This is a genomic window from Pseudomonas sp. NFX224, from assembly GCF_048565165.1.
Taxonomy (GTDB): domain Bacteria; phylum Pseudomonadota; class Gammaproteobacteria; order Pseudomonadales; family Pseudomonadaceae; genus Aquipseudomonas.
In genome coordinates, this window is the sequence record NZ_CP183416.1 from 6211462 (window position 1) to 6238285 (window position 26824).

At 59.8% G+C, this 26824-nt stretch carries 20 protein-coding genes and 3 pseudogenes; 15 read left to right on the plus strand and 8 right to left on the minus strand.

Features of this window, described 5'->3' with window-relative positions; translation table 11 throughout:
- Positions 1-176: 176 nt before the first annotated feature.
- Both ACNYC6_RS28485 and ACNYC6_RS28490 read right to left on the minus strand, forming a co-directional pair.
- Positions 177-818 carry a 3-oxoacid CoA-transferase subunit B gene (locus tag ACNYC6_RS28485; RefSeq protein WP_419710221.1) on the minus strand — a complete coding sequence of 214 codons (642 nt, stop codon included), beginning with the start codon at positions 816-818 and terminating at the stop codon, positions 177-179.
- 8 nt (positions 819-826) lie between these two features.
- Complete coding sequence (locus tag ACNYC6_RS28490) at positions 827-1519, minus strand: 3-oxoacid CoA-transferase subunit A (RefSeq protein ID WP_419710222.1); 693 nt, start codon at positions 1517-1519, stop codon at positions 827-829.
- 653 nt (positions 1520-2172) lie between these two features.
- On the opposite strand from ACNYC6_RS28490, the gene ACNYC6_RS28495 reads away from it, so the two are divergent.
- The 3 genes from ACNYC6_RS28495 (at position 2173) to ACNYC6_RS28505 (ending at position 6634) form a co-directional block, all read left to right on the plus strand.
- Positions 2173-4113: an acyltransferase family protein gene (locus ACNYC6_RS28495; RefSeq protein WP_419710223.1), complete on the plus strand. Its 1941-nt coding sequence runs from the start codon at positions 2173-2175 to the stop codon at positions 4111-4113.
- Positions 4114-4376: 263 nt separating this feature from the next.
- Positions 4377-6434: a carbon starvation CstA family protein gene (locus tag ACNYC6_RS28500; RefSeq protein WP_419710224.1), complete on the plus strand. Its 2058-nt coding sequence runs from the start codon at positions 4377-4379 to the stop codon at positions 6432-6434.
- A 2-nt stretch (positions 6435-6436) separates the two neighbouring features.
- Positions 6437-6634 (plus strand): YbdD/YjiX family protein, encoded by a 198-nt coding sequence (locus ACNYC6_RS28505; RefSeq protein WP_034150399.1) that lies wholly within the window; start codon positions 6437-6439, stop codon positions 6632-6634.
- A 66-nt stretch (positions 6635-6700) separates the two neighbouring features.
- Here the strand turns inward: ACNYC6_RS28505 and ACNYC6_RS28510 are convergent, their stop codons facing one another.
- Complete coding sequence (locus ACNYC6_RS28510; RefSeq protein WP_419710225.1) at positions 6701-6904, minus strand: hypothetical protein; 204 nt, start codon at positions 6902-6904, stop codon at positions 6701-6703.
- A 119-nt stretch (positions 6905-7023) separates the two neighbouring features.
- Positions 7024-7269, minus strand: coding sequence for a hypothetical protein (locus ACNYC6_RS28515; protein WP_419710226.1), 246 nt, complete (start codon positions 7267-7269; stop codon positions 7024-7026).
- On the opposite strand from ACNYC6_RS28515, the gene ACNYC6_RS28520 reads away from it, so the two are divergent.
- Positions 7261-8328, plus strand: coding sequence for a GGDEF domain-containing protein (locus ACNYC6_RS28520; protein WP_419710227.1), 1068 nt, complete (start codon positions 7261-7263; stop codon positions 8326-8328). The two genes, ACNYC6_RS28515 and ACNYC6_RS28520, sit on opposite strands and share 9 nt — an antisense overlap.
- A 75-nt stretch (positions 8329-8403) precedes the next feature.
- Here ACNYC6_RS28520 and ACNYC6_RS28525 read toward each other — a convergent pair.
- Positions 8404-8646: pseudogene (locus tag ACNYC6_RS28525) on the minus strand (aldehyde dehydrogenase family protein); the annotation flags it as partial.
- A 251-nt stretch (positions 8647-8897) separates the two neighbouring features.
- Here ACNYC6_RS28525 and ACNYC6_RS28530 point away from each other — a divergent pair.
- The 3 genes and pseudogenes from ACNYC6_RS28530 to ACNYC6_RS28540 form a co-directional block, all read left to right on the plus strand.
- The gene (locus tag ACNYC6_RS28530) at positions 8898-9224 is read left to right on the plus strand and encodes a hypothetical protein (protein WP_419710228.1); all 327 of its coding nucleotides are present in this window, start codon (positions 8898-8900) and stop codon (positions 9222-9224) included.
- A 480-nt stretch (positions 9225-9704) separates the two neighbouring features.
- Positions 9705-10550 (plus strand): annotated as a pseudogene (locus tag ACNYC6_RS28535) (cache domain-containing protein); the annotation flags it as partial.
- Positions 10551-10922: 372 nt separating this feature from the next.
- Positions 10923-11459: pseudogene (locus tag ACNYC6_RS28540) on the plus strand (methyl-accepting chemotaxis protein); the annotation flags it as partial.
- A 42-nt stretch (positions 11460-11501) separates the two neighbouring features.
- Here the strand turns inward: ACNYC6_RS28540 and ACNYC6_RS28545 are convergent.
- The gene (locus ACNYC6_RS28545; RefSeq protein ID WP_419710229.1) at positions 11502-12500 is read right to left on the minus strand and encodes a LacI family DNA-binding transcriptional regulator; all 999 of its coding nucleotides are present in this window, start codon (positions 12498-12500) and stop codon (positions 11502-11504) included.
- Between the two features lie 177 nt (positions 12501-12677).
- Here ACNYC6_RS28545 and ACNYC6_RS28550 point away from each other — a divergent pair, with 177 nt between their 5' ends.
- From ACNYC6_RS28550 to ACNYC6_RS28580, 7 genes are all read left to right on the plus strand, one after another.
- The gene (locus ACNYC6_RS28550; protein ID WP_419710230.1) at positions 12678-13844 is read left to right on the plus strand and encodes a Gfo/Idh/MocA family protein; all 1167 of its coding nucleotides are present in this window, start codon (positions 12678-12680) and stop codon (positions 13842-13844) included.
- Complete coding sequence (locus ACNYC6_RS28555) at positions 13841-14941, plus strand: sugar phosphate isomerase/epimerase family protein (RefSeq protein WP_419710231.1); 1101 nt, start codon at positions 13841-13843, stop codon at positions 14939-14941. The genes ACNYC6_RS28550 and ACNYC6_RS28555 overlap by 4 nt, the downstream gene beginning before the upstream one ends.
- Positions 14942-14987: 46 nt before the next feature.
- Positions 14988-16223: a nucleoside permease gene (locus ACNYC6_RS28560; protein WP_419710232.1), complete on the plus strand. Its 1236-nt coding sequence runs from the start codon at positions 14988-14990 to the stop codon at positions 16221-16223.
- Positions 16224-16366: 143 nt separating this feature from the next.
- On the plus strand, positions 16367-16645 hold the full coding sequence (locus tag ACNYC6_RS28565; protein WP_419710233.1) for a LysR family transcriptional regulator: 279 nt from the start codon (positions 16367-16369) through the stop codon (positions 16643-16645).
- A 142-nt stretch (positions 16646-16787) separates the two neighbouring features.
- The gene (gene mexE / locus ACNYC6_RS28570; RefSeq protein WP_419710234.1) at positions 16788-18032 is read left to right on the plus strand and encodes a multidrug efflux RND transporter periplasmic adaptor subunit MexE; all 1245 of its coding nucleotides are present in this window, start codon (positions 16788-16790) and stop codon (positions 18030-18032) included.
- An 11-nt stretch (positions 18033-18043) separates the two neighbouring features.
- Positions 18044-21223, plus strand: coding sequence for an efflux RND transporter permease subunit (locus tag ACNYC6_RS28575; protein ID WP_419710235.1), 3180 nt, complete (start codon positions 18044-18046; stop codon positions 21221-21223).
- Positions 21220-22665 carry an efflux transporter outer membrane subunit gene (locus ACNYC6_RS28580; protein ID WP_419710236.1) on the plus strand — a complete coding sequence of 482 codons (1446 nt, stop codon included), beginning with the start codon at positions 21220-21222 and terminating at the stop codon, positions 22663-22665. Before ACNYC6_RS28575 ends, ACNYC6_RS28580 begins: the two co-directional genes overlap by 4 nt.
- Here the strand turns inward: ACNYC6_RS28580 and ACNYC6_RS28585 are convergent.
- The gene (locus tag ACNYC6_RS28585) at positions 22658-23473 is read right to left on the minus strand and encodes a helix-turn-helix transcriptional regulator (protein ID WP_419713031.1); all 816 of its coding nucleotides are present in this window, start codon (positions 23471-23473) and stop codon (positions 22658-22660) included. The genes ACNYC6_RS28580 and ACNYC6_RS28585 overlap by 8 nt on opposite strands.
- A 96-nt stretch (positions 23474-23569) precedes the next feature.
- Between ACNYC6_RS28585 and ACNYC6_RS28590 the strand changes: the two genes are divergently transcribed.
- Positions 23570-24526, plus strand: a complete 957-nt coding sequence (locus tag ACNYC6_RS28590; RefSeq protein ID WP_419710237.1) for a threonine dehydratase — start codon at positions 23570-23572, stop codon at positions 24524-24526.
- Between the two features lie 30 nt (positions 24527-24556).
- Here ACNYC6_RS28590 and ACNYC6_RS28595 read toward each other — a convergent pair whose 3' ends face one another.
- Positions 24557-26683: a TonB-dependent receptor family protein gene (locus tag ACNYC6_RS28595; RefSeq protein ID WP_419710238.1), complete on the minus strand. Its 2127-nt coding sequence runs from the start codon at positions 26681-26683 to the stop codon at positions 24557-24559.
- Between the last annotated feature and the right edge of the window lie 141 nt (positions 26684-26824).

Consider the following 26824-nt stretch of genomic DNA (forward strand, 5'->3'; position numbering starts at 1 on the left):
TGATGTGAAAGAGGGCGAAAACAGTGGGAGAGACACGGTGTCAGGAAGGGGAGAGACTGCCCTGCGGTTTTGAAAGCAGGCTACCGTGCTACGCGGTCAGGCTTGAGCGCTAGAGTCGTGAATAGCCATTGCCGGACAAGCTTGACGCCGTCCGGCACATGGCGGTGTTCGATCTGTTATCGAATCAACGGCACGCCACTGAGCGTTTGCAAGTCCTCAAAGCTGATATCGGCAACAATTTCCCGGACCTGCAGGCCTTTGGGCGTGACGTCCAGGATAGCCAGGTCGGTATAAATCCGAGTCACGCAGCCAATGCCGGTCAGCGGGTAAGTGCATTGCGGCACCAATTTGCTTTCGCCAGTCTTGGTCAGGTGATCCATCATGACGAACACTTGGCGTGCGCCTGTCGCGAGGTCCATCGCGCCTCCCACTGCCGGAATGGAACCTTCGGCGCCGGTGTGCCAGTTGGCAAGGTCGCCGTTGACCGAGACCTGGAAGGCGCCCAGCACGGCAATATCGATGTGTCCACCGCGCATCATCGAGAACGAATCGGCGTGGTGAAAATAGGCACCGCCGGCCAGCAATGTCACATGCTGTTTGCCCGCGTTGATCAGGTCATCGTCTTCCTCACCCTGCGCAGGACTCGGACCCATGCCCAGTACACCGTTTTCACTGTGCAGGAACACTTCCTTGTCACCCAGGTAGTTGGCCACCAGCGTGGGCACGCCAATGCCGAGGTTCACGTAAGCGCCTTCGAGAATATCATCGGCCACTCGTTGGGCCATTTCGCTACGCGATAGTTTTTTCATAACAGTCATGGCGGGCCTCAGTTGATGTTGGCATTCGAGATAGGGGCGTGCGGCACGGCGACCACGCGCTGAACGAAGATCCCCGGCGTGACAATGTGTTCGGGGTCCAGCTCTCCCAACTCGACGATCCGTTTGACCTGAGCGATTGTCGTTTTCGCTGCCATTGCCATGATCGGTCCAAAATTACGCGCGGCTTTGCGATAGGTGAGATTGCCCCAGCGATCGCCTTTTTCGGCCTTGATCAGGGCGACATCGGCGTGCAACGGCATTTCCAGCACATAGTTGCGACCGTCGATCACCCGGGTTTCTTTGCCTTCAGCCAGCAACGTGCCATATCCGGTTGGCGAATAAAACGCACCGATTCCAGAGCCAGCCGCGCGAATACGTTCGGCCAGGTTGCCCTGTGGCACGACCTCAAGCTGCACCTTTCCTGCCAGGTAGAGCTCGTCAAATACATAGGAATCGGATTGGCGTGGAAACGAACAGATGACCTTGGCAACGCGCCCGGCCTTGAGCAATGCGGCCAGACCGATTTCACCATTGCCGGCATTGTTGCTGATGATGGTCAGATCGCGAGCGCCCGAAGCGATGACGCCATCTACCAACTCCGACGGCATCCCGGCAGTGCCGAAGCCACCGACCATGATGACTGAACCATCGGCAATGCCGTCTAGTGCAGCAGCGACGGATTCAAATGTTTTATTGATCAAGGCGTATTCCTGTTTTTATCTTGGCTGAACAGAATGATCCGACGGCAAACCGCATGAATCGTGTTGACTGCAAAGGTGTGCATAGCCTGCCAAACAACGGGTGAAGGAGGGGGGCCCAGCACCAGATGTCGTGCGATTAACGAACGGAACTGTGAGTCGTTAAGGGGCATGACTGAACGTCTTTGGCGGCAATGGTGGGGGTTCGTCAAGTCGCGGCAGTCCCCGAAAAACCTTTCAACGAAGTCGCTGAGGTTCAATGTGCTGCGAGCGGCCGACCTTCTACCGCCTCAAGTTGAGGGCGATAAATGATCAGTCCGGCCGAGAAACCACAGGCTAAGTTCGAAGTTTACTGAGGTCTAATATCATTTGAGTGCTTTACGATACCTGGAAGGTATGGTCGGCAACTGTAGGCCGCCGATAACCAGACCCCATTCTCTATCGCTTTCCAGATTCGCTCTCGAACGTCCTGCTCAGCCTTGTTCACTGACTGGCAGGGTTTCCTTAGTCGGTGCAGTTTTTTCGCATTTAACTTTTGCGTGCCGTCAAATTTCCAACTACAAATTATAAGCAAGGTATTAGGTGTCCAAATCTTGACAGTCTTGTCACGGCCCGGACGTCCGATAGACAGCAGCAGCGTTGAAATGGTCGTGCACATGGAACAAGGCAAGTACCGCTCGGACATCGATGGGCTGCGGGCAGTGGCGGTGATAGCGGTACTTTTACATCACCTCAATTCCAGCCTGCTGCCAGGAGGATTCGTTGGAGTTGACATCTTCTTCGTCATCTCCGGTTTTTTGATCACCTCCCAGGTTTATTCCGAGGTCAAGCGCAACGCCTTCTCCCTGAAGGGTTTTTATCTGCGACGCATCAATCGCATTGTTCCTGCCTTGGTGACGGTATTACTGGCGACTTTGATCGTCGGGGCATTTATCCTTTCACCGGTCGACCTGATTCGACTCAATGTCAGTTCATTGCTCTCTTTGCTGGGTGTCTCGAACGTCTACATCTGGATCAAGTACGGCAACTACTTCGCCGCTGATGCCAGTGAAGCCCCCCTGTTACATACCTGGTCACTGGGTATTGAAGAGCAGTTCTACCTACTCTGGCCATTGTTCATTGCGCTGCTCTATCGGTTCGCGCCGCGTTACGTACTGCCGGTATTGGCTATCGGTGTGGTAGTCGCGGTTGCCGCTTCCGAATACGCAACAGGCATCTTTGCGACAGCCGCCTACTATCTGATACCTACACGCTTCTTCGAATTAATGCTGGGTGGGTTACTGGGTATCTACTTGCATCAACCGCGCATGATCGGGAAGCTGACGTCTCAAGGCATTGCTCTGGTGGGCTTTCTGCTGATCGGATATTCGCTGTTTGTCTTGAACCCCAACTCGATCTTCCCCGGCATCAACGCTCTGATCCCGTGCCTGGGCGCAGCGTTGTTGATCCTGGCCGGTTGCGGGGAAGCGCGCTCACGTTTGCTCACCAGCCGGCCCATGGTGTTTATCGGGTTGATTTCCTATTCACTCTATTTGTGGCACTGGCCGTTAATTGCCTACCTGAGTTATCTGGAGATCCCCATCGATTTGCCTATCGGGGCCATGCTGGTCGGGGTCTCGATCATCCTCGCCTGGCTATCCTGGCGTTATGTCGAGGTGCCCTTTCGACGCAGCGGGGCGACGTGGCAGTTTTCCCAGGTCTTTGCACGTCGATTTGCCTTGCCGGCATTGGGCTTGGCCACGTTGGCAGTGCTGAGCCTGCAATACAACGGGTTCCCACAACGTTTCAGTCCTGATGTGTCGCTGCTCGAAGCAATGACCCTGCACAAGCCCAGCGAGATTCGCAAGGGTTGCCACGTCACCAATGCCCTGTACGACACAGCACCTAATGACGCGTGCCGTTTAGGCGTTAAAAAAGCAGGGCTAGACGGCATTATGATCGGTGATTCGTTCGCCAATCACTTCACCGGCATGGTCGATCTTCTGGCCAAACCCGACAACCTCTCGATCATGGATTACACCATGGATTCGTGCCCGCCAATCCTTGGCTACACCGTCGACATGTCCACGGTCTATGCCGCTCATTGTGCGCAACGTAACGAAAGAGCGTTCAGCCTGATCGAGCAGAACCATTACCACAATGTGGTGCTAGCGGCGATCTGGCCCAGGGACGCGATTGCCAAAGACATGGTCGAGGCGAGTATCAAACGGGTCGTGGAGCACAGCGAAAACGTCATCGTCATCTTGAGAAATCAGCACATCGAAAAAGCCGCAAGTTGTCCTATCCGCCACCTGATGTTCGGTACAGCCCACAACTGCACGGTTACCCAAAGCCCCAAGGCGCCCTATTGGGAAGATATACACTCGAAGTTCCCGCAGGTGCACTTCATCGATCCCAATCAGGTGATATGCCCGTCAGGGGTGTGCAGCCCGATTATCAAGGGCCATCTCCTGTACCTGGATGACTCGCACTTGAATGAAGTGGGATCACGTTTTATTGGCCGCACATTGCTGGACCGAGGCTACTCCTTGCTGCACGACCCGGTGGCAATCCCACGTACAGCGGGGACGAGACTTGAGGGCGCTGTTTCTCTCTAGGCCAGCCTCGTAAAATTTGATCACATCCACTTCTGGCCGTCTTTAACCTGTGACCAACGGCAGCTTAGGCCAATTCAGATGATTGCCGATCGCGCTAGCTAAAGGAAAGAGTGTCATCTACGTAGAACTACGTAGATACCGCGTACGTAGTAACGCGGATTTATTTGTGGACGGCATGCGCGGATATTGGGCCAGCTCCGCACAGCGGACACAATTATAAAAATTACCGCCGCAGTTCACTGGCTGTCGGCAGGAGACCCTCTATGCCCCGTCTGGCTAAACACCTCGCCTGGTTTGCCGTGGCTGTCCTGGGAGCGATTGCGCTAAGTGTCGTGGCCCTGCGCCGCGGCGAAGCGATCAACGCCCTGTGGATCGTAGTTGCAGCCGTCGCTATCTACCTCGTCGCATACCGCTATTACAGCCTGTTCATCGCCAATAAAGTGATGCAACTCGACCCCAATCGAGCGACCCCGGCTGTGCTCAACAACGATGGTCTGGACTATGTGCCGACCAACAAACACGTGCTCTTCGGTCACCACTTCGCGGCCATCGCTGGCGCGGGCCCACTGGTGGGTCCGGTATTGGCGGCGCAGATGGGCTACCTGCCCGGTACGCTCTGGCTGATCGCTGGCGTGGTGCTGGCGGGTGCCGTTCAGGACTTCATGGTCCTGTTCATGTCCACCCGCCGCAACGGTCGCTCCCTGGGCGACATGGTTCGCGAAGAAATGGGCCGCATTCCCGGCACCATCGCGCTGTTCGGTTGCTTCCTGATCATGATCATCATCCTCGCGGTGCTGGCGCTGATCGTGGTCAAAGCCTTGGCCGAGAGCCCGTGGGGCATCTTCACGGTGATGGCAACCATCCCGATCGCGATGTTCATGGGCATCTACATGCGCTACATCCGCCCGGGCCGCATCGGTGAAATCTCCATCATCGGCGTGCTGTTGCTGCTCGGTTCGATCTGGCTCGGCGGGCAGATTGCCGCTGACCCGGTCTGGGCCAAGGCCTTTACCTTCACCGGTATCCAGATTACCTGGATGCTGATCGGCTACGGTTTCGTGGCGGCCGTGTTGCCGGTGTGGCTGATTCTGGCGCCGCGTGATTACCTGTCGACCTTCCTGAAAATCGGCACTATTGTCGCCTTGGCCATCGGCATCCTGGTGACCATGCCTGAGCTGAGAATGCCGGCACTGACCCAATTCGTCGACGGCACCGGTCCGGTGTGGAAGGGCGGTCTGTTCCCGTTCCTGTTCATCACCATCGCCTGTGGCGCGGTATCGGGCTTCCACGCGCTGATCGCTTCCGGCACCACGCCGAAATTGCTGGCCAGCGAAGGTCACGCCCGTTACATCGGTTACGGCGGCATGCTGATGGAATCGTTCGTGGCGATCATGGCCATGGTCGCCGCTTCGGTGATCGATCCGGGCGTGTACTTCGCGATGAACAGCCCGGCCGCCGTGGTTGGCGCCGACGCTGTTGCCGTCGCACAAACCGTCAGCAGTTGGGGCTTTGCTATCACCCCGGAAGCGCTGCAAGCGGTCGCCCATGACATCGGTGAAACCACCATTTTGGCCCGTGCCGGTGGTGCGCCGACCCTGGCGGTCGGTATCGCGCAGATCCTCCACCACGTGCTGCCAGGTGAAAACACCATGGCGTTCTGGTACCACTTTGCGATCCTGTTCGAAGCACTGTTCATTCTGACTGCTGTGGACGCCGGTACCCGTGCCGGGCGTTTCATGCTGCAGGACCTGCTTGGCTCTTTCGTGCCAGCGCTGAAACGCACCGAATCCTGGACCGCCAACCTGGTGGCCACCGCCGGCTGCGTGGCGATGTGGGGTTACTTGCTGTACCAAGGCGTGATCGATCCGCTGGGTGGCATCAACACCCTGTGGCCGCTGTTCGGCATCTCCAACCAGATGCTGGCCGGTATCGCGCTGATGCTCGGTACCGTTGTGCTGATCAAGATGAAGCGCCAGCGCTACGTCTGGGTGACGTTGCTGCCAGCCGTGTGGCTGCTGATCTGCACCACCACCGCAGGCTTCATCAAGCTGTTCGACGCCAACCCGGCGATCGGCTTCCTGGCGTTGGCCAAGAAGTACAGCGATGCCTTGGCTAACGGCCAGGTTCTGGCCCCGGCCAAAAGCATCGACCAGATGCAGCACGTGATCTTCAACGCCTACACCAACGCAACGCTGACGGCTTTGTTCCTGTTCGTGGTGTTCAGCATCCTGTTCTTTGCGCTCAAGGTCGGCATCGCCGCCTGGGGCACCAAGGAGCGCACGGATAAAGAAGCGCCATACCAAGCGCTGCCGGAAGCCTGATCATGTTCAATGACTTGAGTCGTCTCGGCAAATACCTCGGCCAGGCCGCGCGCCTGATGGTAGGCATGCCCGATTACGACAACTACGTCGAACACATGCAAACCAAGCACCCGGACAAGCCGTTGATGGACTACGAGGCGTTCTTTCGGGAACGCCAGGAGGCCCGTTACGGCAGCAAGGCTGGACCGAAGTGTTGTTGAGTGAATAAAAAAACCGGCTGAAAGGCCGGTTTTTTTATGGATGAAAATCAGCTATTACCCCGGCAGTCATGCCGCGCGGCGACCCGTCTTCGAGTTACAGCTCACACCCTTGCGGACATCACCGGGTTCTGCCCGCAGTGGCTGTCGATCCGGGGCTTGAATCTCCAGTGCCGCAAGCGCGACCTTGGCGTTATGAACAAGGCGACACAGGACGACTACGATGGCGATCGACAGCAGCGGCCAATAGATCAGCAGGGTTTTCAGGGCCATGACACTTCCTCGAACTGCATGCATTCCTCACGAACGTCGGCGTCTTCATGGCATTCAAGGATGAATGCCGTCAGTTCATCGTAGCGCTTGTTCATGACAATGGTGTTGTCGGCCGTCAGTTACAGGCTGAACCGCTGCAAAATAACACGCTCGCAACCTGCGGCCATGCTGTCCTTGACCATGCCGTTCTGGATCGCGGCTACCAACGCCACTGTCTCGGGGTTGAGCCGCTTCCACAGGGGTTTCGGCGCGAAAAATTCCTCTTTGCAGCCCATCGCGGGATAGCCGTTTGTCAGGCGTAACGGTATGCTCTGCCGGCTGCCTGAATGCCAATGATTAACAACCACAGTGAAACCATGAGCCAATCAGAATCGCGTGCGAATGTTCTAGCGCTTTATCCGGAAGACTCCCGCGAGGCGGCGGCGCTGCTCAAGCAAGCCGTTCCACTGATGGTTCGCCACAACATTGCGCCCAATCCGGTGCATTACGCGCTGTGGTACACCTACAGCAAAGGTCAGGATCCGGAACTCAATCGTCATCTGGACCGGATTGTCCGGGATTTCGATGGTTGCCCGCCAGAGTCGGCGACGAGGCTTTTTCGCGAGTACATCATTCGTGACGAGTTGGAAGATGCTCGCGCCGAACAGCAGCAAGTCATCAGCCTGGTGGATGGTATGGAGCGTGACGTTTCGCGCAGCGTGAAGGGCAGCCAGAACTTCCAGAGCCGTCTCGGGCAGTGCCTGGAAATGCTCGACGAGCCGGTCAGCGATCGCCTGCCGGGCATTCTCAATGAGCTGCAACAGAGCACTCGGCTGATGCAGACTCAGCAGGAACATTTCCTCGGTCAGTTGCAGTCTGCGCAAAACGAAATCAAGTCCCTGCGCGACAAACTCGAGCGTGCCCAACTGGCCGCGACACTCGATGGCCTGACTGAGCTGCTCAACCGCACGGCATTGACGCGGTTGCTGGAGCAGGCACTGAGCAAAGGTTCCCGGCGTGTTGCGCTGGTGATGCTGGACATCGATCACTTCAAGCAATTCAACGATCAGTACGGCCACCCGTTGGGCGACCGGGTGTTGCAGCATGTCGGCCAGGTGTTGCGCGGCGCACTGGTGTCCAATGCTTTTGCCGGGCGCTACGGCGGTGAAGAGTTCTGCGTGGTGCTTGAAGACTGCGTTGATCTCGACAGTGCCTGCGCCTTCGCCGAGCAACTGCGGCAGAAGGTCCAGTCATTGCGAATCAAGGCGCGGGGAACCGACACCGTGCTGGATACGATCACCGCGTCTTTCGGCGTCGCCTTCGTTCAAGTCGGCGACAACCTGGAAAGCTTGTTGACCCGCGCCGATGACGGCCTGTATCAGGCCAAGCGCAACGGGCGTAATCAGGTGTTCGCCATGCACAAAGGCCCGGCGTCAGTGGCGTGAACCACGCCGGGCCTGCGTTGGCGCTTACTGACCGTCCACGCTGCGCGGCAGTCCGAGCGGATTGAGGTCACGCAGAGCCTCGGGCAGGCCTGTTTCCATCGCGGCCCGTGCAGCAAGCTCCGGGGTGACGGCCTCGAGATTGGCGGCGATGCGTTCAAGGAAGGCTGCACGTTCAGTCAGTAAGGTATGGCTGTAAGAGTCGAACGCTTCGTCGGCGAGGTTCGCCGCCATGTCCACTTGCGCGACGCCTCCGAAGGCGAAGTCGGGCTCGATGAGCTGATTGAACGCGGGATTGAGCGCTTGCATGGTCCCCTCGCTTACGGGACTTCGTTGGCGCCAGTGGGCGGCGTGCATCATTTCCGGTTTGAACGCGGCGGTGGCATCGCGCACCATGTTTGCGACTGCTGCGCAGCCGAACGCGGCCTGCGGCAGCAGCTACGGATCACGTTACGTCCTGACGTTTACTATTCGTTCGAGTAATAGTGACCATCACCGATCACAAGTTTTGTTGCTTGCCGGAAACAAGGAAAATCGCGCCCATCTGAAACGCTTCTAGTGGAACCGGCGCGATGAACATTTTTACCCGATCGGCTCTCTTGGCTTCTTTGCTGTTGGCAGGTTGTGCATCAACGCCAAACGACCCCACGCTGACTTTGCAGACGCAAAAAGCACCTGAGGATTACGCGCAGTGCGTTCTGCCGAAACTGCATGAAGGCGCGCTGCACACGACTGTGTCGGAAACCCAGCGCAGCTACCGTATCGTGGTGACGAGCAAGGTCGCTGCCAACGATGTTCTCGAGGCCTACAAGGGCAAGGTGTTCTTGTATGAACGCGCCTTATTGGCATCGACATTCGGACCTTCCAGGCTTGAGCGCGCCGCGCAGGAATGCCTTTGACGGGTGTCTAACCTGCACGTTTGCGCCGCATCGGTACACCTCAAACGCGTGTGCCGATGCCGACGGTCTTCCCGGTTTTCTTCCTTCCTTTTTCAAAACTGATCGTACGTTCAATGGTGTTGCATCGGGGGCGTTTGTCTCGATATAGTGGCCAAATAATATCAATTATAAATCACCTGCCAGCACGGCTGCGGCACTCTTGTTTTTGCGTGGTCTGTTGCTGATTGACGAATCGCACCTTCGAGAATGTTCATGCCTAGTCGCTCACTGCACTTCAAGCTGTTCTGGACCGCACTGATTGGCACAGTCGTCGTCATGGCGCTGCTGTTAGGGTCCATCGCCTACATCGCTTATGGCTCCTCGGTCAAAGAGACCTTTGCCCTGGTCGACACCATCGTCAAGGCCAATGCCAAGGAAGTCGAAGTCGAACTCAGCGTCGGTTTTACCGTGGCCGAATCCCTGGCTGGTGTCGCCACTGCGATGCAGCAACAACAGGTCGATCGCAAGACCGCTGATGCCCTGACACGCCAACTGTTCGAAGCCAACCCCAAGCTGTTGGGCCTTGGGCAGTATTGGGAACCGAATGCGTTCGATGGCAAGGACAGCGAGTTTGCCAATCAGCCGAATCATGACGCCTCGGGTCGTTACCTGACTTACTGGAACCGTGCCAGTGGCTCAGTGAAGTCCGAGGCGTTGAGCGGTTACGTGCCGGAGAGTGCCGACAACCAGTATTACTACCGACCGTTCCATACGCGTCAGCCGTGGGCTTCCGAACCCTACGCCTACAGCATCGGAAGTGGGCAGAAGGTGATGCTGGTATCGATCATGGTGCCGCTGTTGCAAGGGGGTAAAGCCCAGGGTGTGGCAGGGGTCGATATTCCGCTGGAAAGCATCAACCGCCAGCTCTCGACCATTGACGCATTCAAAGGCTACGGCGCGCTGATCTCCAGCGATGGCCTGTACGCCAGTCATCCCGATGCCAAGCGTTTAGCCCAGCCTGCCGACGAATTGCCAGGCGCTGCGAAGGACGCGATCAAGGCCGGCCAGCCCTACAGTTTTGAGCGCGATGGCTGGGGCTATGTGTTGCAACCGGTGCACATCGGCAAAGCCCCGAACACCTGGGCGTTGATGGTCGCTTATCCGCTGGCCGAAGCCATGGCCGGCATCAATCATTTCCTCTACACCGCCGTGATTATCGGACTGGTCGCGTTGTTGGTCCTGGCCATCGTGCTGTGGCATTTGCTGGCGTGGCAGATTCGTCCGTTGTCGGGCCTGACGGTCGGCATCCAGGCCTGGGGTGGCGAGTTGGGGTTGCGTTTCGAACAGCGCAGCGGCGATGAAACCGGCAAGTTGGCCGGGGCATTCAACCAGTTCATCCAACGCCTTGGCGATCTGGTGGGCTCGATTCGCCACAGCAGCACGTCGTTGATGCAGATTTCCAATCACCTGGGCGATACCACGCAAGCTGTCGCCGAACGCGCAACTTCGCAACACACCGCTACCGAAGAGATGGCCAGCGGCGTGACGGCACTGGCGCACTCGGTGACCGAGATGTCCCAGCAAGCCGAAGATGTGGAGCAACTGGCACGCAACACCGAAGTGTTGACCAAGAACATTTCCGGGGACATGAGCCAGACGCTCGCCGGTATCACCCACATCGACCAGACCATGGACGTGGTGGCCGGCGCGGTGGGCGATCTGGAAAAACGCTCACAGCAGATCGCCGGGATCATCGCGGTGATTCGCAGCATCGCCGATCAGACCAATCTGCTGGCCCTCAACGCGGCGATTGAAGCAGCGCGGGCGGGGGAGCAGGGGCGTGGTTTTGCCGTGGTGGCCGATGAGGTGCGGCAACTGGCGGAGCGTACCAGTCGCTCGACCGGGGAAATCGGCGAGATGATCGGCGCCATCGGTTCGGACGTGCGCAACACCGTGGCCAACGTTCAGCAGGTCGGTGAGGCGGTGCGTCAGGGCGTGGTGCAACTGACCACATCGGCCGAGGGTGTGGATCAGATCCGCCAGCATGCCCAGGATATTCTGACGCGCATCAGTGAGGTCGCCCGTCAGACGCAAAGCCAGGCAGCGACCGGTGAGCAACTGTCGGTGGCAATCCAGGGCGTCAGCCGCATCTCCGAGCAGAACGATCACGCGATCCGCAGCCTGCTCGAACAGTCGGTGCAATTGCGTGATCAGGCGGGGTCGCTGAGCCAGCAATTGACGCAATTCCGCGATTGACCTGAACCTGTGGGAGCGAGCGTGCACGCTCCCACAGGTGATTTATTTTCGCGCCGCGGTGCTGTTGCGCAACGTCAACTCGAACGGCAACACCACATGCCGCTGTGCCAGCGGCTTCTTCTCGATCAGCGCAATCAACATCTCGACGGCTTTCTGGCCGAAGACTTCGGCCGGTTGCGCGATGGTCGTCAGCGGCGGCTCGCAGTAGGCGGCGAAAGGGATGTCGTCGAACCCCACCAGCGAAATATCCTCCGGGACGCGCAATCCCGATTGCTTGATCTGCTTCAACGCACCGATGGCCATCTCATCGTTTTCGCAAAACAGTGCCGTAGGGCGTTCGGCCAGTTTCAGCATCGCCGCGGCACCGTCATAACCGGCGTTGAGGCTGAAGTCACCGTGACAGATCAGGACCGGGTCGCAGGCAATGCCGGCGTGCTGCAAGGCGTCCTGATAACCGGCCACGCGGTCGCGGGTCAGCGGGCTGCTTTTCGGGCCTTTGATCAGGCCGATGCGGCGGTGGCCGAGTTCGATCAGGTGTTCGGTCATGGCCTTGGCAGCGGCACGGTTGTCGAGGCTGATGGTCGGATGGCGACCGCCCTGAATCACCTCACAGGCGTTGACGATGGGCGGCAGTTCGGCACTGGGGAAGGGCGCTTCGAACGGATCGTAAGCGCGCAACTGGATCACGCCGTCGGCCTGATGGTTGTACACCAGCTCGGCGAATTCCCGTTCGATTTCCTCGCGACCCTGGGTGTCGCACAGCAGCAGGCGATAGTTGGCAGCCTGGGCCGCTTGTTGTGCGCCACTGATGACCCGGGCGAAAAAGGTGTTGGCGATGGCCGGCACCAGAATCACCAGGTTACCGGTCCTGCGCGAGCGAAACTGCACGGCCATCAGGTTCGGGCGATAGCCTGCCTGCTCCACGGCGGCGTTGACCTTGTCGCGGGTTTCGGGGAGTACGCGCTCGGGCGTCTTCAGTGTTCGGGACACGGTGGCCACCGAGACACCGGCGAGCCGGGCGACTTCACGGATATTGGACAAGACCACCTCGTTTTCGAACAGCGCGGCCGGCGAGCTTACCGCAGGTCGGCCATGGGCTGAAATGTTCGTGGAGGTTAAACCGGGGTTTGACACTTCAGGCAACTGAGCCTAAATTTCCGCCACGATGTAACCGGTTACATCATGACCGGATTCCAGTCCAAACAGAGAAAAAATGCAATGAACGCTGCCGTGCCAAAAATAAGAACGGGATTTGTCGGAGGTGGCGAAGGGGCCTTCATCGCCAAGGCCCATCGTCAAGCCGCAGGGCTCGATGGGCGCTTCGAACTGGTGTGCGGCGCATTCAGCCGTGATGCCCAAAACAACCAGAGCACCGGTGCGGCGCTGGGCTTGTCGGCGTCGCGTTGCTACAGCGATTGGCGGCAAATGATCGAAACCGAGCGCGCCTTGCCCGCCGAGCAGCGCATGGAGTTGGTGGTCATCGTTACCCCCAATCATTTGCACGCGCCGGTGGCCAGCGAGGCCCTGAGCGCCGGTTTTCATGTGTTCAGCGAAAAACCAGCGGCGCTGAATCTGGGCGAGTTGCTAGCCCTGAAAGCGGTGGTCGAGCGCAGCAATCGTCTCTACGGCCTGGCCCACACCTATCTGGGTTACCCAATGGTCTGGCAGGCACGGGAGATGGTGCGCAGCGGCGTGATCGGCGCTGTGCGCAAGGTGATCGTCGAGTACCCCCAGGGCTGGCTCAGTCAGGACGTGGCCGGGCAGGGCAACAAGCAGGCGGCGTGGCGTGATTTGCCCGAACAGTCCGGGTTGGGCGGTTGCATCGGTGACATCGGCACCCATGCCTTTTCCCTGGCCGAGTTTGTTGCCGATCAACCGATCAAGCAGTTGTGCGCCATGTTGGGTGTGCACATTGACGGTCGGCAGTTGGACGATGATGCCTCGATGCTGTTCAAGATGGCCGATGGCGCCAGTGGCGTGCTGATCGCCAGCCAGGTCTGCGCAGGTGAAGAGAACCCGCTGAAAATCCGCGTCTACGGCGACAAGGGCGGGCTGGAGTGGCGTCAGGAAGAGCCGGCCAGCCTGATTCATCGCGCCCTCGATCAACCCCTGCGCGTCTTGCGGTCCGGCGTCGGCCAGCCGTGGTTGTGCGAGGCCGCCAGCCAGCGCATGCGTCTGCCCGCCGGGCATCCTGAAGGCTATCTCGAAGCGATGGCCAATCTTTACGGCGAATTGGCCAATGCGATTCGCGCCGACGTTGCGGGCCCTGATGCTCCCGGCGTGCCGGGCATCGGCGTCGGTCTGCGTGGCATGGCATTCATCGAAACGGTCATCGCCAACCATTGCGGCGACGCCAAGTGGACCGAACTGGTCTGCGCCCCATGACTCTGGAGAATCCCGTGACCAATACCGCTCAATCCACTGCCGGCATGCGCGGCCCGGGGATTTTCCTCGCGCAGTTCATGTCCGCCGAAGCGCCGTTCGATACCTTGGCCAACATCGCCCGCTGGGCGGCCTCCCAGGGTTACAAGGCCATTCAATTGCCGACGCTGGGGACGCCATTCATCGACCTGGCCCGTGCTGCCGAAAGCCAGAGTTATTGCGACGAATTGAAAGCCGTCTGCGCCGAGGCCGGTGTCGAGATCAGCGAACTGTCGACCCATCTGCAAGGCCAATTGGTGGCGGTGCATCCGGCGTTCGACACACTGTTCGATGACTTCGCGCCGGAGCATTTGCGCGGCCAGCCGCAGGCGCGCACCGCATGGGCCATTGACCAGTTGAAACTCGCCGCGCGCGCCAGTCAACGCCTGGGCTTGAAGGCGCACGCGACATTTTCCGGTGCACTGCTCTGGCCCTTCATGTACCCATGGCCGCAGCGTCCGGCCGGTTTGGTCGAGCAGGGTTTTGCCGAACTGGCCAAGCGCTGGTTGCCGATTCTCGACTGCTTCGAAGCGGCCGGTGTCGACCTGTGCTACGAAATCCACCCCGGCGAAGACCTGCATGACGGCGCCTCGTTCGAGCGCTTTCTCGAGGCGGTCGATCACCATCCCCGCGCCGCCATCCTCTACGACCCGAGCCATCTGCTGCTGCAGCAAATGGACTACCTGGGCTTCATCGACCGCTATCACGACCGCATCCGCATGTTCCACGTCAAGGATGCCGAGTTCCGCCCGGATGCGCGTTCCGGGGTGTATGGCGGCTATCAAGGCTGGGTCGAGCGGCCGGGGCGTTTCCGTTCGTTGGGCGACGGTCAGATCGACTTCAAGTCGATCTTCAGCAAGCTGACCCAATACGACTTCACCGGTTGGGCCGTGCTGGAGTGGGAATGCTGCTTGAAGGACTCCGCGCAGGGCGCCGCCGAAGGTGCCGCGTTTATCGAGCGACACATGATCACCAAGACCCGCAAGGCCTTCGATGATTTTGCCAGCGTGTCGTCTGATGAAAAATTCAATCGACGATTGCTGGGCTTGCCCGACGCCTGATCGCTTCAAACGCTCGCAAAAAAACAACAATAAGACGGTGACAGTTATGAACACGATGACCGCGCGATTAAGCGCAATGATGTTCCTGCAGTTCTTTATCTGGGGTGGCTGGTTCGTCACCCTCGGTACGTTCCTTGCCAGCAACCTGGGCGCCAGTGGCGGGCAGATCGGCATGGCGTTTTCGACCCAGTCCTGGGGGGCGATCATTGCCCCTTTCGTGATTGGTTTGATCGCAGACCGTTTCTTCAATGCCGAGCGCATCCTTGCGGTGTTGCATCTGCTGGGCGCGGTGTTGCTGTATCAACTCTATCGCGCGCCGGACTTCAGCACGTTTTACCCGTTCGTGCTGGCGTACATGATGATTTACATGCCGACCCTGGCGCTGGTGAACTCGGTCGCGTTTCGTCAAATGAGCGATCCGGCACTGGAGTTCTCGCGCATTCGCGTGTGGGGCACCATTGGCTGGATCGTGGCCGGCGTGGTCATCAGTTTTGTGTTTGCCTGGGACTCTCAGGCGGCGATTTCCTCTGGCGGGTTGCGCAATACCTTCCTGATGTCGGCCATCGCTTCGCTGCTGCTGGGGTTCTACAGCTTCACGCTACCGCGCACCGCGCCACTGAAACCGGAAGCGGGACGTGTCGGCCTCAAGCAAATGTTGGGGCTGGATGCGCTGGGATTGCTCAAGGATCGCAGCTATCTGTTGTTCTTCATTGCCTCGATTCTGATCTGCATTCCACTGGCGTTTTATTACCAGAACGCCAACCCGTTCCTGGCGGAAATCGGCGTGACCAATCCCACGGCGAAGATGGCCATCGGGCAGGTTTCTGAAGTGCTGTTCATGCTGCTTTTGCCGCTGTTCATCCACCGTTTCGGCATCAAGCTTGCGCTCTTGGTGGGCATGCTCGCGTGGGCGTTGCGCTATCTGTTGTTCGCTTACGGCAACAACGGTGACCTGGCGTTCATGCTGTTCACCGGCATCGCCTTGCACGGCATCTGCTACGACTTTTTCTTCGTGTCCGGACAGATCTACACCGACGCCAAGGCTTCGGAGCGTTTCAGAAGTTCGGCCCAGGGTTTGATTACGTTGGCGACCTACGGCCTGGGAATGCTGATCGGATTCTGGGTGGCGGGGCAGGTGACCGATCATTACGCCGCGACAGCGGGCAGCCATGACTGGAAGCACATCTGGCTGTTCCCGGCAGGTTTTGCGCTGTTGATCTTTTTCTGTTTCTCCCTCGCGTTCAAGGGCCGGGAAGCGGCGGTGGTGCAAACGTCAGTGTAATGACCGGGCATTATCGGAGGTCTTGAACCACCTCCGGTGAGGCTGACTACAAGCAAGTCGTCGCCTGAAGGCTTGTAATGATTATGGTCGTAATATATTGTCTGCGCAAATGCCTCGTGGACCTTATCTGGCGGGCCTGAATCATGAAAAGAAACGAATTGCGCAACATCGACCTGAACCTGTTGGTGGTGTTCGAAGCGCTGTTCCAGGAGCGCAACGTCACCCGGGCGGCGCACAAGCTTGCGCTGAAACAACCGGCGGTCAGTAATGCCCTCAGCCGTTTGCGCGGGCTGTTCAATGATCCCTTGTTCACACGCACGGGCCGGGCGATGGAGCCGACACCGCGGGCGTTGTGGGTCGCGCAACTTCTGGGGCCGGCGCTGGATTCGGTATGCCATGCGATCGCTGATTCGCGGACGTGAAGGGACGAATTTCCTTTTTTTTGTCCTAATACATGACGCTCATCATTAATAGTAATACCCAAGTTCACTGCATTCGATTCGTCGCGGCTTCGCGCGAGGCCGAGACTCCGCAAACTTCTCAACCGTCTGGCGGACACCCCTTATGGAACAGTCACTCAAACCTTTTCGTTACCCGATGGCCGCACTGGCCCTCACGCTGCTCACCGCTTGTGATCGTGCACCGGAGGTGGCCAAGGGGCCGGGGGCGCCACCTGTCACCGTCGCCCAGGTGATCGAGCAACCCATCACCGAATGGGACGAAGTGACCGCACGGCTGGAGGCGCCGGAAACCGTTGAGATCCGTCCTCGTGTGTCGGGCCAGATTGAACGTGTCGCCTTCACCGACGGTGCGTTGGTGAAGAAAGGGGATTTGTTGTTCCAGATCGATCCGCGGCCGTTCGAACACGAAGTCGAACGGTTCCAGGCCCAGCTGCAACAAGCCCGGGCCACGCTGGTTCGCACCGCCAATGAAGCGCAGCGCGGGCAGCGTTTGCTCGGCAGCAACGCGATTTCCGCCGAGCTGGCCGACACCCGCACGACCACCGCGCAAGAGGCCAAGGCCGGAGTCGATGCCATTCAGGCGCAGCTCGATCTTGCACGCCTGAACCTCAGTTTTACCCGCGTCACCGCGCCGATCACCGGTCGCGTCAGCCGTGCGGAAATCACCGCCGGCAACATCGTCACTGCGGACACCACGCCGCTGACCAGCGTCGTCTCCACCGACAAGGTCTACGCCTACTTTGATGCTGACGAACGCCTGTTCCTCAAGTACAGCCAACTGTCGCGCAACGGCCAGCGCGGTCAGACCACCCCGGTATACATGGGCCTGTCGAACGAGGAGGGCAACAGCCATCTGGGGCAGATGAACTTTGTCGATAACCAGGTCAATCCCAAGACCGGCACCATCCGTGGACGCGCGGTGTTCGATAACACCGACGGCCAATACACCCCCGGCCTTTACGCCCGGCTGAAACTGGTGGGCAGCGCCGCTTATGCCGGGCTGCTGATCAAGGACGAGGCGGTGGGTACTGACCTTGGCAAGAAGTTCGTGCTGGTGATCGATCAGGACAACAAGGCGGTGTACCGCAACGTTGATCTCGGGCCGAAGCTCGAAGGCTTGCGCATCGTGCGCAGTGGTTTGCAGAAGGAGGACCGCATCGTCATCAACGGCCTGCAACGGGTACGCCCCGGCGCCGTAGTCGCACCTCAGGATGCCCCCATGGCCGACCCGGAAACCGTCGCGACATTGACCCGTCAACGTCAAGCGATCGAGGCCGGTAATCATCCTGCACCCGTGAAATCACCGGCTCTGGTGAAAGCGGATGCGGCTGTCTCTCCTCGCGGATAAGGGCCATCGACATGAAATTTTCCCAGTTCTTTATCACGCGACCGATCTTCGCAGCCGTGCTGTCGCTGCTGATCCTGATCGCCGGCGCCATCTCGCTGTTCCAGTTGCCGATCAGCGAATACCCCGAAGTGGTGCCGCCGACCGTGGTGGTGCACGCCAACTATCCGGGCGCCAACCCCAAGGTCATCGGTGAAACCGTGGCCGCGCCGCTGGAGCAGGCGATTACTGGCGTCGAGAACATGCTGTACATGTCCTCGCAGTCGACGGCGGATGGTCGCTTGACCCTCACCGTCACCTTCGCCCTGGGTACCGATCTGGATAACGCTCAGGTCCAGGTGCAAAACCGCGTGACCCGGACCGAGCCGAAGTTGCCGGAGGAGGTGACGCGCATCGGCATCACTGTCGATAAGGCCTCGCCGGAACTGACGTTGCTGGTGCACCTGATCTCGCCAGACAAGCGCTATGACATGCTCTACCTGTCCAACTACGCGATCCTCAACGTCAAGGATGAGCTGTCGCGTCTGGACGGTATCGGCGACGTGAAGATGTTCGGTATCGGTGACTACTCGCTGCGAATCTGGCTCGACCCGGACAAGACTGCCTCGCGTAACCTGACTGCCACCGACGTGGTCAATGCGGTGCGCGAGCAGAACCGCCAGGTCGCTGCGGGGCAACTGGGTTCGCCGCCCGCGCCGAATGCCACCAGCTTCCAGATGTCGATCAACTCTCAAGGGCGATTGGTCACCGAGGAAGAGTTCGAAAACGTGATCATCCGCAGTGGCCCGAACGGCGAGATTACCCGCCTCAAAGACATTGCCCGGGTCGAGTTGGGTTCCAACCAATATGCGCTGCGCGCCTTGCTCAACAACCAGGAAGCGGTGGCCATGCCGATCTTCCAGCGCCCCGGTTCGAATGCCATCGACATCTCCGACCAGGTGCGGGCGAAGATGGCCGAGCTGAAGAAAAACTTCCCGGAAGGCATGGACTACGAGATCGTCTACGACCCGACCATCTTCGTGCGCAGCTCGATTGAAGCGGTGGTTCACACCCTGTTCGAAGCGCTGATTCTGGTGGTGCTGGTGGTGATCCTGTTCCTGCAAACCTGGCGCGCCTCGATCATTCCATTGGTCGCGGTTCCGGTGTCGCTGATCGGCACTTTTGCGGTGATGCACCTGCTCGGGTTCTCACTCAACGCACTGTCGCTGTTCGGTCTGGTGCTGGCGATCGGCATCGTGGTCGACGATGCGATCGTGGTGGTGGAGAACGTCGAGCGCAATATCGAATCCGGCCTCGAACCGGCCGAGGCGACCAAGAAAGCCATGGGCGAAGTGACCGGGCCGATCATCGCCACGGCGCTGGTGCTGTGCGCGGTGTTCGTCCCTGCGGCGTTCATCTCCGGCCTCACCGGACAGTTCTATAAACAGTTCGCGCTGACCATTGCCATCTCGACAGTGATCTCGGCCTTCAACTCCCTGACCCTGTCGCCAGCGTTGGCGGCGGTATTGCTCAAAGCCCACGGCGCGCCGAAAGACCGTTTCTCCAAGGTGTTGGACAAGTTGTTCGGCGGCTGGCTGTTCAAGCCCTTCAACCGCTTCTTCGAAAAGGCCAGCCATGGCTATGTGGTTGCCGTGGCCAGGATCATTCGTGGCAGCAGCGTGGCCTTGCTGGTTTATGCCGGCCTGATCGCCATGACCTACATGGGCTTCAGCAACACGCCGACCGGTTTTGTGCCGACCCAGGACAAAAAGTATCTGGTGACCTTCGCGCAATTGCCGGATGCAGCGAGCCTTGATCGCACCGAGTCGGTGATCCGGCGCATGAGCACCATCGCCATGAACGAACCGGGTTTCGACAGCGCCGTGGCGTTCCCCGGCCTGTCGATCAATGGCTTCACCAACAGCCCGAACGCCGGTATCGCCTTCATCGGTTTGCGCCCATTCGATGAGCGCAAGGACCCAAGCCTGTCCGCCGGGGCGATTTCCGCTTCGCTGAACGCCAAGTTCGGCAGCATTCAGGACGCCTACATTGCGGTGTTCCCGCCACCGCCCGTGCAAGGCTTGGGCACCATCGGCGGTTTCCGTTTGCAGATCGAAGACCGGGGTAACCTCGGATACGACGAGCTGTACAAAGAAACCATGAACATCATTACCAAGAGTCGCAGCGTTCCGGAGCTGGCGAATCTGTTCACCAGCTACACCGTCAACGTGCCACAGGTGGAAGCGGCGATAGACCGCGAGAAAGCCAAGACTCACGGTGTGGCCATCAACGACATCTTCGACACTTTGCAGGTGTATCTGGGGTCGCTGTACGCCAACGACTTCAACCGTTTTGGCCGGACCTATCAGGTCAACGTGCAGGCCGAGCAACAGTTTCGCCAGGAGCCGGAGCAGATCGGTCAGTTGAAGGTGCGCAATGATCGCGGCGAGATGATCCCGCTGGCGACCTTCGTCAAGGTCAGCCCGACGTCGGGGCCGGACCGGGTTTCGCACTACAACGGTTTCGTCACCGCCGAAATCAACGGCAGTGCGGCGCCAGGCTATAGCTCCGGTCAAGCAGAGGCTGCGATTGAAAAGCTGCTCAAGGAAGAATTGCCCAACGGCATGACCTACGAATGGACCGACCTGACCTATCAACAGATCCTGTCCGGCAACACGGCGTTGCTGGTGTTCCCGCTCTGCGTGCTGTTGGCGTTCCTGGTGCTGGCGGCGTTGTACGAGAGCTGGAGCCTGCCGTTGGCGGTGATCCTGATCGTGCCGATGACCCTGCTTTCGGCGATTGCCGGGGTCATCCTTTCCAAGGGCGACAACAACATCTTCACCCAGATCGGCCTGATCGTACTGGTCGGTCTGGCGTGCAAGAACGCGATCCTGATCGTTGAGTTTGCCAAGGACAAACAGGAGCAAGGGCTGTCGCCGCTGGACGCCGTTCTCGATGCTTGCCGCATGCGTCTGCGGCCGATCCTGATGACTTCGTTCGCGTTCATCATGGGCGTGGTGCCGTTGGTGACGTCCACCGGTGCCGGTTCGGAAATGCGTCGTGCGATGGGTGTGGCGGTGTTCTCCGGGATGCTCGGCGTGACCTTCTTCGGCCTGCTGCTGACACCGGTGTTCTTCGTTCTGATCCGCCGCTACATCGAACGCAAGCAAGCGCGCAAGCAAGCCAACGCACTGAAACTGGAGGTGCAACCATGAATGCTCTGAAGTTCTTTCTACCCAGCCTCCTGGTGACGGCGCTGGCCGCGTGCACGGTCGGACCTGATTTCAAAACCCCCGATACTGCACCGGCAAACAGTGTTTACGCCAAGGCGTCCAACTATGACCAGTCGCATTTTGAACGGGTGTGGTGGCAGCAGTTCGACGATCCCACGCTCAATCAGTTGGTGAGTAAATCCCTTGAGGGTAACCGCGACCTGCGCGTGGCGTTTGCCCGCTGGAAAGCGGCCCGGGCGATACGCGATGACATCAGCAACGACAATCTGCCGGTGGTCACCAGTCGCGTCAGCAGCCAGCAAGGTCGTTCGCAGGTGCCCGGTCAAACCGAGAGCCGGGTGAATCTGGAACGCTATGACCTGGGGTTGGACATGGCCTGGGAAATCGACCTGTTCGGCCGCATCCAGCGTCAGCTCGAGTCGAGTGATGCGCTGGAAGACGCCGCGGCGGCGGATCTCTATCAGTTGCGAGTGACCATGATCGCTGAATTGGTGGATGCCTACGGGCAACTGCGCGGGGCGCAATTGCGGGAAAAAATTGCCCTGGCCAATCTGAAAAACCAAAGCGATTCACGCGCAGTCACCGTCAGCCTGCGTGATGCAGGCGTGGGTAACGAACTCGATGTGGTGCGTGCCGACGCGCGTCTGGCTGCGGTCGAGGCGAGCGTGCCGCAGCTGCAAGCGGAACAGGTTCGGCAGAAGAATCGCATCGCGACCTTGCTGGGAGAGCGTCCGGATCAATTGAGCGTGTCTTTGAGCCCGGCGGATTTACCGGCGATCGCCAAGGCGCTGCCGATCGGTGATCCGGGCGAGTTGTTGCACCGTCGGCCGGATGTACTGGCGGCGGAGCGCAGGCTGGCGTCCGCGACGGCGGATGTCGGCGTGGCCACAGCCGACCTGTTTCCTCGGGTCAGCTTGAGCGGCTTCCTTGGCTTCACCGCCGGGCGCGGTTCGCAAATCGGTTCCAGCGCCGCGCGCGCCTGGAGCCTGGGCCCGAGCATCACCTGGGCGGCCTTCGATCTGGGCAGCGTGCGCGCCCGCATCCGTGGCGCCAATGCTGACGCCGAAGGCGCTTTGGCCACCTACGAACAGCAAGTGCTGTTGGCACTGGAAGAGTCGGAGAATGCCTTCAGCGACTACGGCAAACGCCAACAACGCCTGCTGTCGCTGATCAAGCAAAGCGAATCGAGCCGCGCAGCGGCGGATCTGGCGGGTATCCAGTATCGGGAGGGATCGGTTGATTATCTGGTGTTGCTCGATGCCGAGCGTGAGCGCTTGAATGCCGAGGATGCCCAGGCCCAGGGTGAAATCGATCAGTACCGCGGGATTGTTGCGATCTATAAGGCGCTGGGAGGAGGGTGGGACAGTGGTGGCAATAAGGTCGTGGATGGGAAGCTGTCGACCCTTGCCCACGCTGCTAACTGAACCGCGAGCGTAACTGCGCAGGACTGACGCCAAGGCGTTGCTTAAAGACCGTCGCCATGTGCGCGTGGGAGTTAAAGCCGCAGGTGTGCGCGATCTCCGTCAGCGTGGCGGCCGAGTCGCGCATCAGTGCACGCGCCTTGGCGAGGCGCCGGTCGATCAGGTAACCGTGCGGGCTCATGCCTGTCGTGTTCTTAAATGCCCGCATGAAATATCCTTCGGACAAACCCAGCAACTGCGCCATCGCCGGAACACCCAGCGGGCCGTCGAGGCCCGCGTCGATGAACTCATCAAGCAGGCGCATCCGGCCGGCGGTTATCGAACCCTGGAACGGTGCCGGCAGCGCTTCGTTAAGCTGCGCCCGTTCAGCCAGTGCGAGCGCCCAGGCCTCCCAATCGTCGTCCACCGAACCCCGCAACAGCGCGCTGCGTATTCGCAGGGCGAGGGCGGTCGCCTGTTGATCGATTTGATTGTTGAAAGGGCGATTTCCCTCCAGCGCCATACCATCGGTACGGATCACCCGCAGGTATTCACCGCCCTTGGGCGACTCGGACAATACGTCACACCCGGTGGGGACGAATGCCAGGCTGTTGGGCACGGCATCGAAGGGTTGTATTCGGTCGCTGCCGATAGCATGCAGGCCGCGCTGCCTATCGAAAGCAAAGCCAATCGCCGACTGGGTCGCTACGTATCGGGTTTCGTACGCGGCGCCCGGCAACAATTCAATCGCCCATGGGCCGGCCTCGACCCGGCGGACCGGTTCGGATGGGGGCGGCAGAAGCAGGCGATTTCGATGGCTCATGAACCGCATCATAGTGAAGACGCGGCATAAAAGTCAGGTCAGTTTTCTGAAAGCCATGAGGCGCTGACCGTGCCTACACTGGGCAAAATCACAGGGAGACTCCTCATGCACCGTCTGAATCGCGACGATATCGAACAGGCTGCCCACCAGGTTTACCAGGTGATGCCTGCCACCGCCCAATACCGTTGGCCCTTGCTGGCTGAACGGTTGGGTTGCACGGTGTGGGTCAAGCATGAGAACCACACACCGACCGGCGCTTTCAAGGTACGCGGCGGTATTACCTTCATGCACTGGCTCAAACGCGAGCATCCAGAGGTGAAGGGCATTGTCACGGCCACACGTGGCAACCATGGGCAGAGTCTGGCGCTGGCGGCAAGCGCGCTTGGTTTGCAGGCGCTGATTGTCGTTCCGCAAGGAAATTCGCTGGAAAAGAACAACGCCATGCGCGGCTTCGGCGGCGAAGTGGTGGAGTACGGTCGTGATTTCGACGAGGCTCGCGAAGAGGCCGCACGCCTGGCGCAAGCGCATGGGCTCTATCTGGTTCCGCCGTTTCATACGGAACTGGTCAAAGGCGTGGCGACCTATGCGCTGGAACTGTTCAACGCGGCACCGGACCTGGACACCGTCTACGTGCCGATTGGCTGTGGATCGGGCATTTGCGCGGTGATCGCCGCCCGCGACGCGTTGGGCCTGAAAACCGAAGTGGTGGGTGTGGTTTCCACCGAGGCGGCGGCCGCGAAACTGTCGTTCGAGGCAGGCGCCATTTGTGAAACCCCCTCGGCGAATACCTTTGCTGACGGCCTTGCCGTACGCCGGCCGATTCCTGAAGCCTTTGCCGTCTATGCGGCCGGTGCGGCGCGGATCGTATCGGTCAATGAGGCGCAGATCGCCGAGGCTATGCGCGTGTATTACACCGATACCCACAACCTCGCTGAAGGGGCCGGTGCGGCGGCCCTGGCAGCGCTGATTCAAGAGCGTGAAGCGATGTCGGGAAGACAGGTGGCGGTGATTCTCTCCGGCGGGAACATCGACCGATCCGTGTATGCAAAAGTGATTGCGTGAACGACGGGAGCACCCGTCATCACCCACGCCTCAGAGCAGACTCCACGACACTCCGACATACATGGCCATTCCTTCACCCGGCGTAGACCGTGCCGCGTCCAGCCCTTTGTCGTCGTAACCCGGGGTGACGGTGGCGGCATAGTGCTTGTCGGTCAGGTTGCGCATGTCCAGCCACGTTTGCCAGTCACCCTTGGGCGCGTTGTAGCCCAGGGTGGCGCCGAATATTGCGTAGGGATCGGCGTAGTAGCTGTTGGCGTAATCCACCGCCACTTTGGACACCAGTTGCGTATTGAGCGCGACGAAGAAGCCTTGGGTCCAGTCGTAGCGCAACTCACCCTGGTAGTAGTGCATTGGCAGGCCCGGCAAGCGGTTGTCGCCGAAGTGGTCGTCGTCGCGGTAGTGGAAGTCACTGAAGGTATAGCTCTGGCGCAGGCTCAACTGGCCGCCATCGCCCGGCGACCACAGGTTGCTTTGCAGGCTGGCTTCCACGCCTTGGTGCACGGTGGGGCTGGCGTTGAGTTCGTAGGGGGTGACGGCGTTGGCATCGGGCAACACCGAGAGCAGTTCGTTGTGCACTTGGGCGTAATACCAGGCCAGGCTCCATTGTCCCAGTGCGCTGTCGCCACGGCCGCCGATTTCCAGCGTGGTCGCCGTCTGGTTTTTCAGCTCGATCGGATCACGCTGGGTGCCGGTGGCGGCGCCGCTGCCTGCCGGGAAGCGCTGGTTGGCGCTGTAAATCAGCGACCACGGGTGCGGCGCCTCGACCGAGCGACTGAGGTTACCGAAGAGTTGCAGGTCGGGTGTCACCTGGTAGCGCAGGCCCAGCCGCGGTGCGTAGTCCCAGTCGCCCAGGCTGGTCTTGCCGCCTCCGTCCGGATACGTCACCGCACTTTCGCGGCGGGTGTAGATGGCCGCAAGGCCGGTGGTCAGCCACAGGTCGTCGGCGATTTCCAGATCATTGCCCACGTGCAGAACGGAATCCGAGCCTTGATAGGTGAAGTTGCGCATGTGCGTGCCCGGCGCGTAGCCGGCGGTGTTGCCGGTGGAGATGCGCACCAGTTCACTGGCGCCGTCATTGGGCAGGTGCTTGGTCACCCGCAGGCCGACCGTGCTTTGGCTTTGCAGTCCCCACAGGGTGTCGCGACGCTTGTAGTCGAACGTGCCGCTGACATCCGTGTACGCCACTTTCAGGCGGTTGGGGCCTTCGCGCAAGTCCATCGGGTAGTCGTGGTAGACAAGGCCGGTCTGGATGCTCGAATCGTCATCGATGTACCAGGTGGTCTTGTTGCCGATGAAGGTACTGCCCGGCTGTTCACGGCTGTCGTCCCGCGTCACGTAGGCCGGGTTGGCCGCACGTGGGTCGTGCTCGATGGAGTGTTTGGTCACTCGACCGGCGAGGTCGTTGTCGGTCTGGCGGTAGCGCAGGTAGAAGCGTGTTTCCAGGTTCGGGTTGAAGCGATAACCGAAGTTGGCGATCACGCCCTGGCTGTCGCTGGCCGTGTGATCCTGATAGCCATCGGCATTTGAATCGGTCGTCGACACGTAGTAATCGAAATCGCCCAACACCTGCCCGGAGCTGACCTGGCGCTGCTGATAGCCGTGGCTGCCTGTCGCGTAGCGCACTTGCAATGTCGGTGCGTCGTAGCCGGTGTGGCTGATGTAATCGATGGCGCCGCCCAGGGCTAGTGCGCCGCGATCGAAACCGTTGGCGCCGCGCAGCACTTCCACATGGTCGAGCCACAGCGGCTCCAGCAATTCATAGGGCGTGCCGCCGGGGCCGGTCAGCGGCAGACCGTCGAGCATGGCGTACAGCCCCGAGGCATGGGCACCCGGTGCCCGGTTGATCCCCGATCCGCGGATCGAAATCTTCACCCCTTCATTGCCCGCCGACTGGGCATAGACCCCTGGTTGATAAGCCAATACGTCCTGATTGCTGGCCACGCGACCTTGCAGCGGGCGGCGCATGTCGACCACGTTGGTGCCACCGGGCACCTGGGCCAGTCGCGCCTTGGCGTCCTCGATCGTCCGGTCTTCGTCGCTCTGCTCCTCTGCGCCGATCAGCACTTGCCCCAGCTCCAGGCTCTGGGCTTCGGTCACGGCCGGACAGACAAGGGCCAGACCCAGCAGCGCGGCGGGCAGGGAGTTGGGCGAGGGCATTGAGAATTCTCCAGACGTATAGGAACGGGCAGTGAACACTGCGACGTATGGAAGAACGAAGTGAGCACATGGCAATTTTGTTTTTTTGCCGAACGCTGCAAGTAAACAGGCGAATAACCCAAATCATCGCCCTGCATGCGG

What these genes read in the sequence shown, in the direction of transcription:
- ACNYC6_RS28485 (WP_419710221.1), bottom strand. Translation starts at nt 818, where the DNA reads ATGACTGTTATGAAAAAACTATCGCGTAGCGAAATGGCCCAACGAGTG.
- ACNYC6_RS28495 (WP_419710223.1), top strand. Translation starts at nt 2,173, where the DNA reads ATGGAACAAGGCAAGTACCGCTCGGACATCGATGGGCTGCGGGCAGTG.
- ACNYC6_RS28500 (WP_419710224.1), top strand. Translation starts at nt 4,377, where the DNA reads ATGCCCCGTCTGGCTAAACACCTCGCCTGGTTTGCCGTGGCTGTCCTG.
- ACNYC6_RS28505 (WP_034150399.1), top strand. Translation starts at nt 6,437, where the DNA reads ATGTTCAATGACTTGAGTCGTCTCGGCAAATACCTCGGCCAGGCCGCG.
- ACNYC6_RS28510 (WP_419710225.1), bottom strand. Translation starts at nt 6,904, where the DNA reads ATGGCCCTGAAAACCCTGCTGATCTATTGGCCGCTGCTGTCGATCGCC.
- ACNYC6_RS28520 (WP_419710227.1), top strand. Translation starts at nt 7,261, where the DNA reads ATGAGCCAATCAGAATCGCGTGCGAATGTTCTAGCGCTTTATCCGGAA.
- ACNYC6_RS28530 (WP_419710228.1), top strand. Translation starts at nt 8,898, where the DNA reads ATGAACATTTTTACCCGATCGGCTCTCTTGGCTTCTTTGCTGTTGGCA.
- ACNYC6_RS28550 (WP_419710230.1), top strand. Translation starts at nt 12,678, where the DNA reads ATGAACGCTGCCGTGCCAAAAATAAGAACGGGATTTGTCGGAGGTGGC.
- ACNYC6_RS28555 (WP_419710231.1), top strand. Translation starts at nt 13,841, where the DNA reads ATGACTCTGGAGAATCCCGTGACCAATACCGCTCAATCCACTGCCGGC.
- ACNYC6_RS28560 (WP_419710232.1), top strand. Translation starts at nt 14,988, where the DNA reads ATGAACACGATGACCGCGCGATTAAGCGCAATGATGTTCCTGCAGTTC.
- ACNYC6_RS28565 (WP_419710233.1), top strand. Translation starts at nt 16,367, where the DNA reads ATGAAAAGAAACGAATTGCGCAACATCGACCTGAACCTGTTGGTGGTG.
- mexE (WP_419710234.1), top strand. Translation starts at nt 16,788, where the DNA reads ATGGAACAGTCACTCAAACCTTTTCGTTACCCGATGGCCGCACTGGCC.
- ACNYC6_RS28575 (WP_419710235.1), top strand. Translation starts at nt 18,044, where the DNA reads ATGAAATTTTCCCAGTTCTTTATCACGCGACCGATCTTCGCAGCCGTG.
- ACNYC6_RS28580 (WP_419710236.1), top strand. Translation starts at nt 21,220, where the DNA reads ATGAATGCTCTGAAGTTCTTTCTACCCAGCCTCCTGGTGACGGCGCTG.
- ACNYC6_RS28585 (WP_419713031.1), bottom strand. Translation starts at nt 23,473, where the DNA reads ATGCGGTTCATGAGCCATCGAAATCGCCTGCTTCTGCCGCCCCCATCC.
- ACNYC6_RS28590 (WP_419710237.1), top strand. Translation starts at nt 23,570, where the DNA reads ATGCACCGTCTGAATCGCGACGATATCGAACAGGCTGCCCACCAGGTT.
- ACNYC6_RS28595 (WP_419710238.1), bottom strand. Translation starts at nt 26,683, where the DNA reads ATGCCCTCGCCCAACTCCCTGCCCGCCGCGCTGCTGGGTCTGGCCCTT.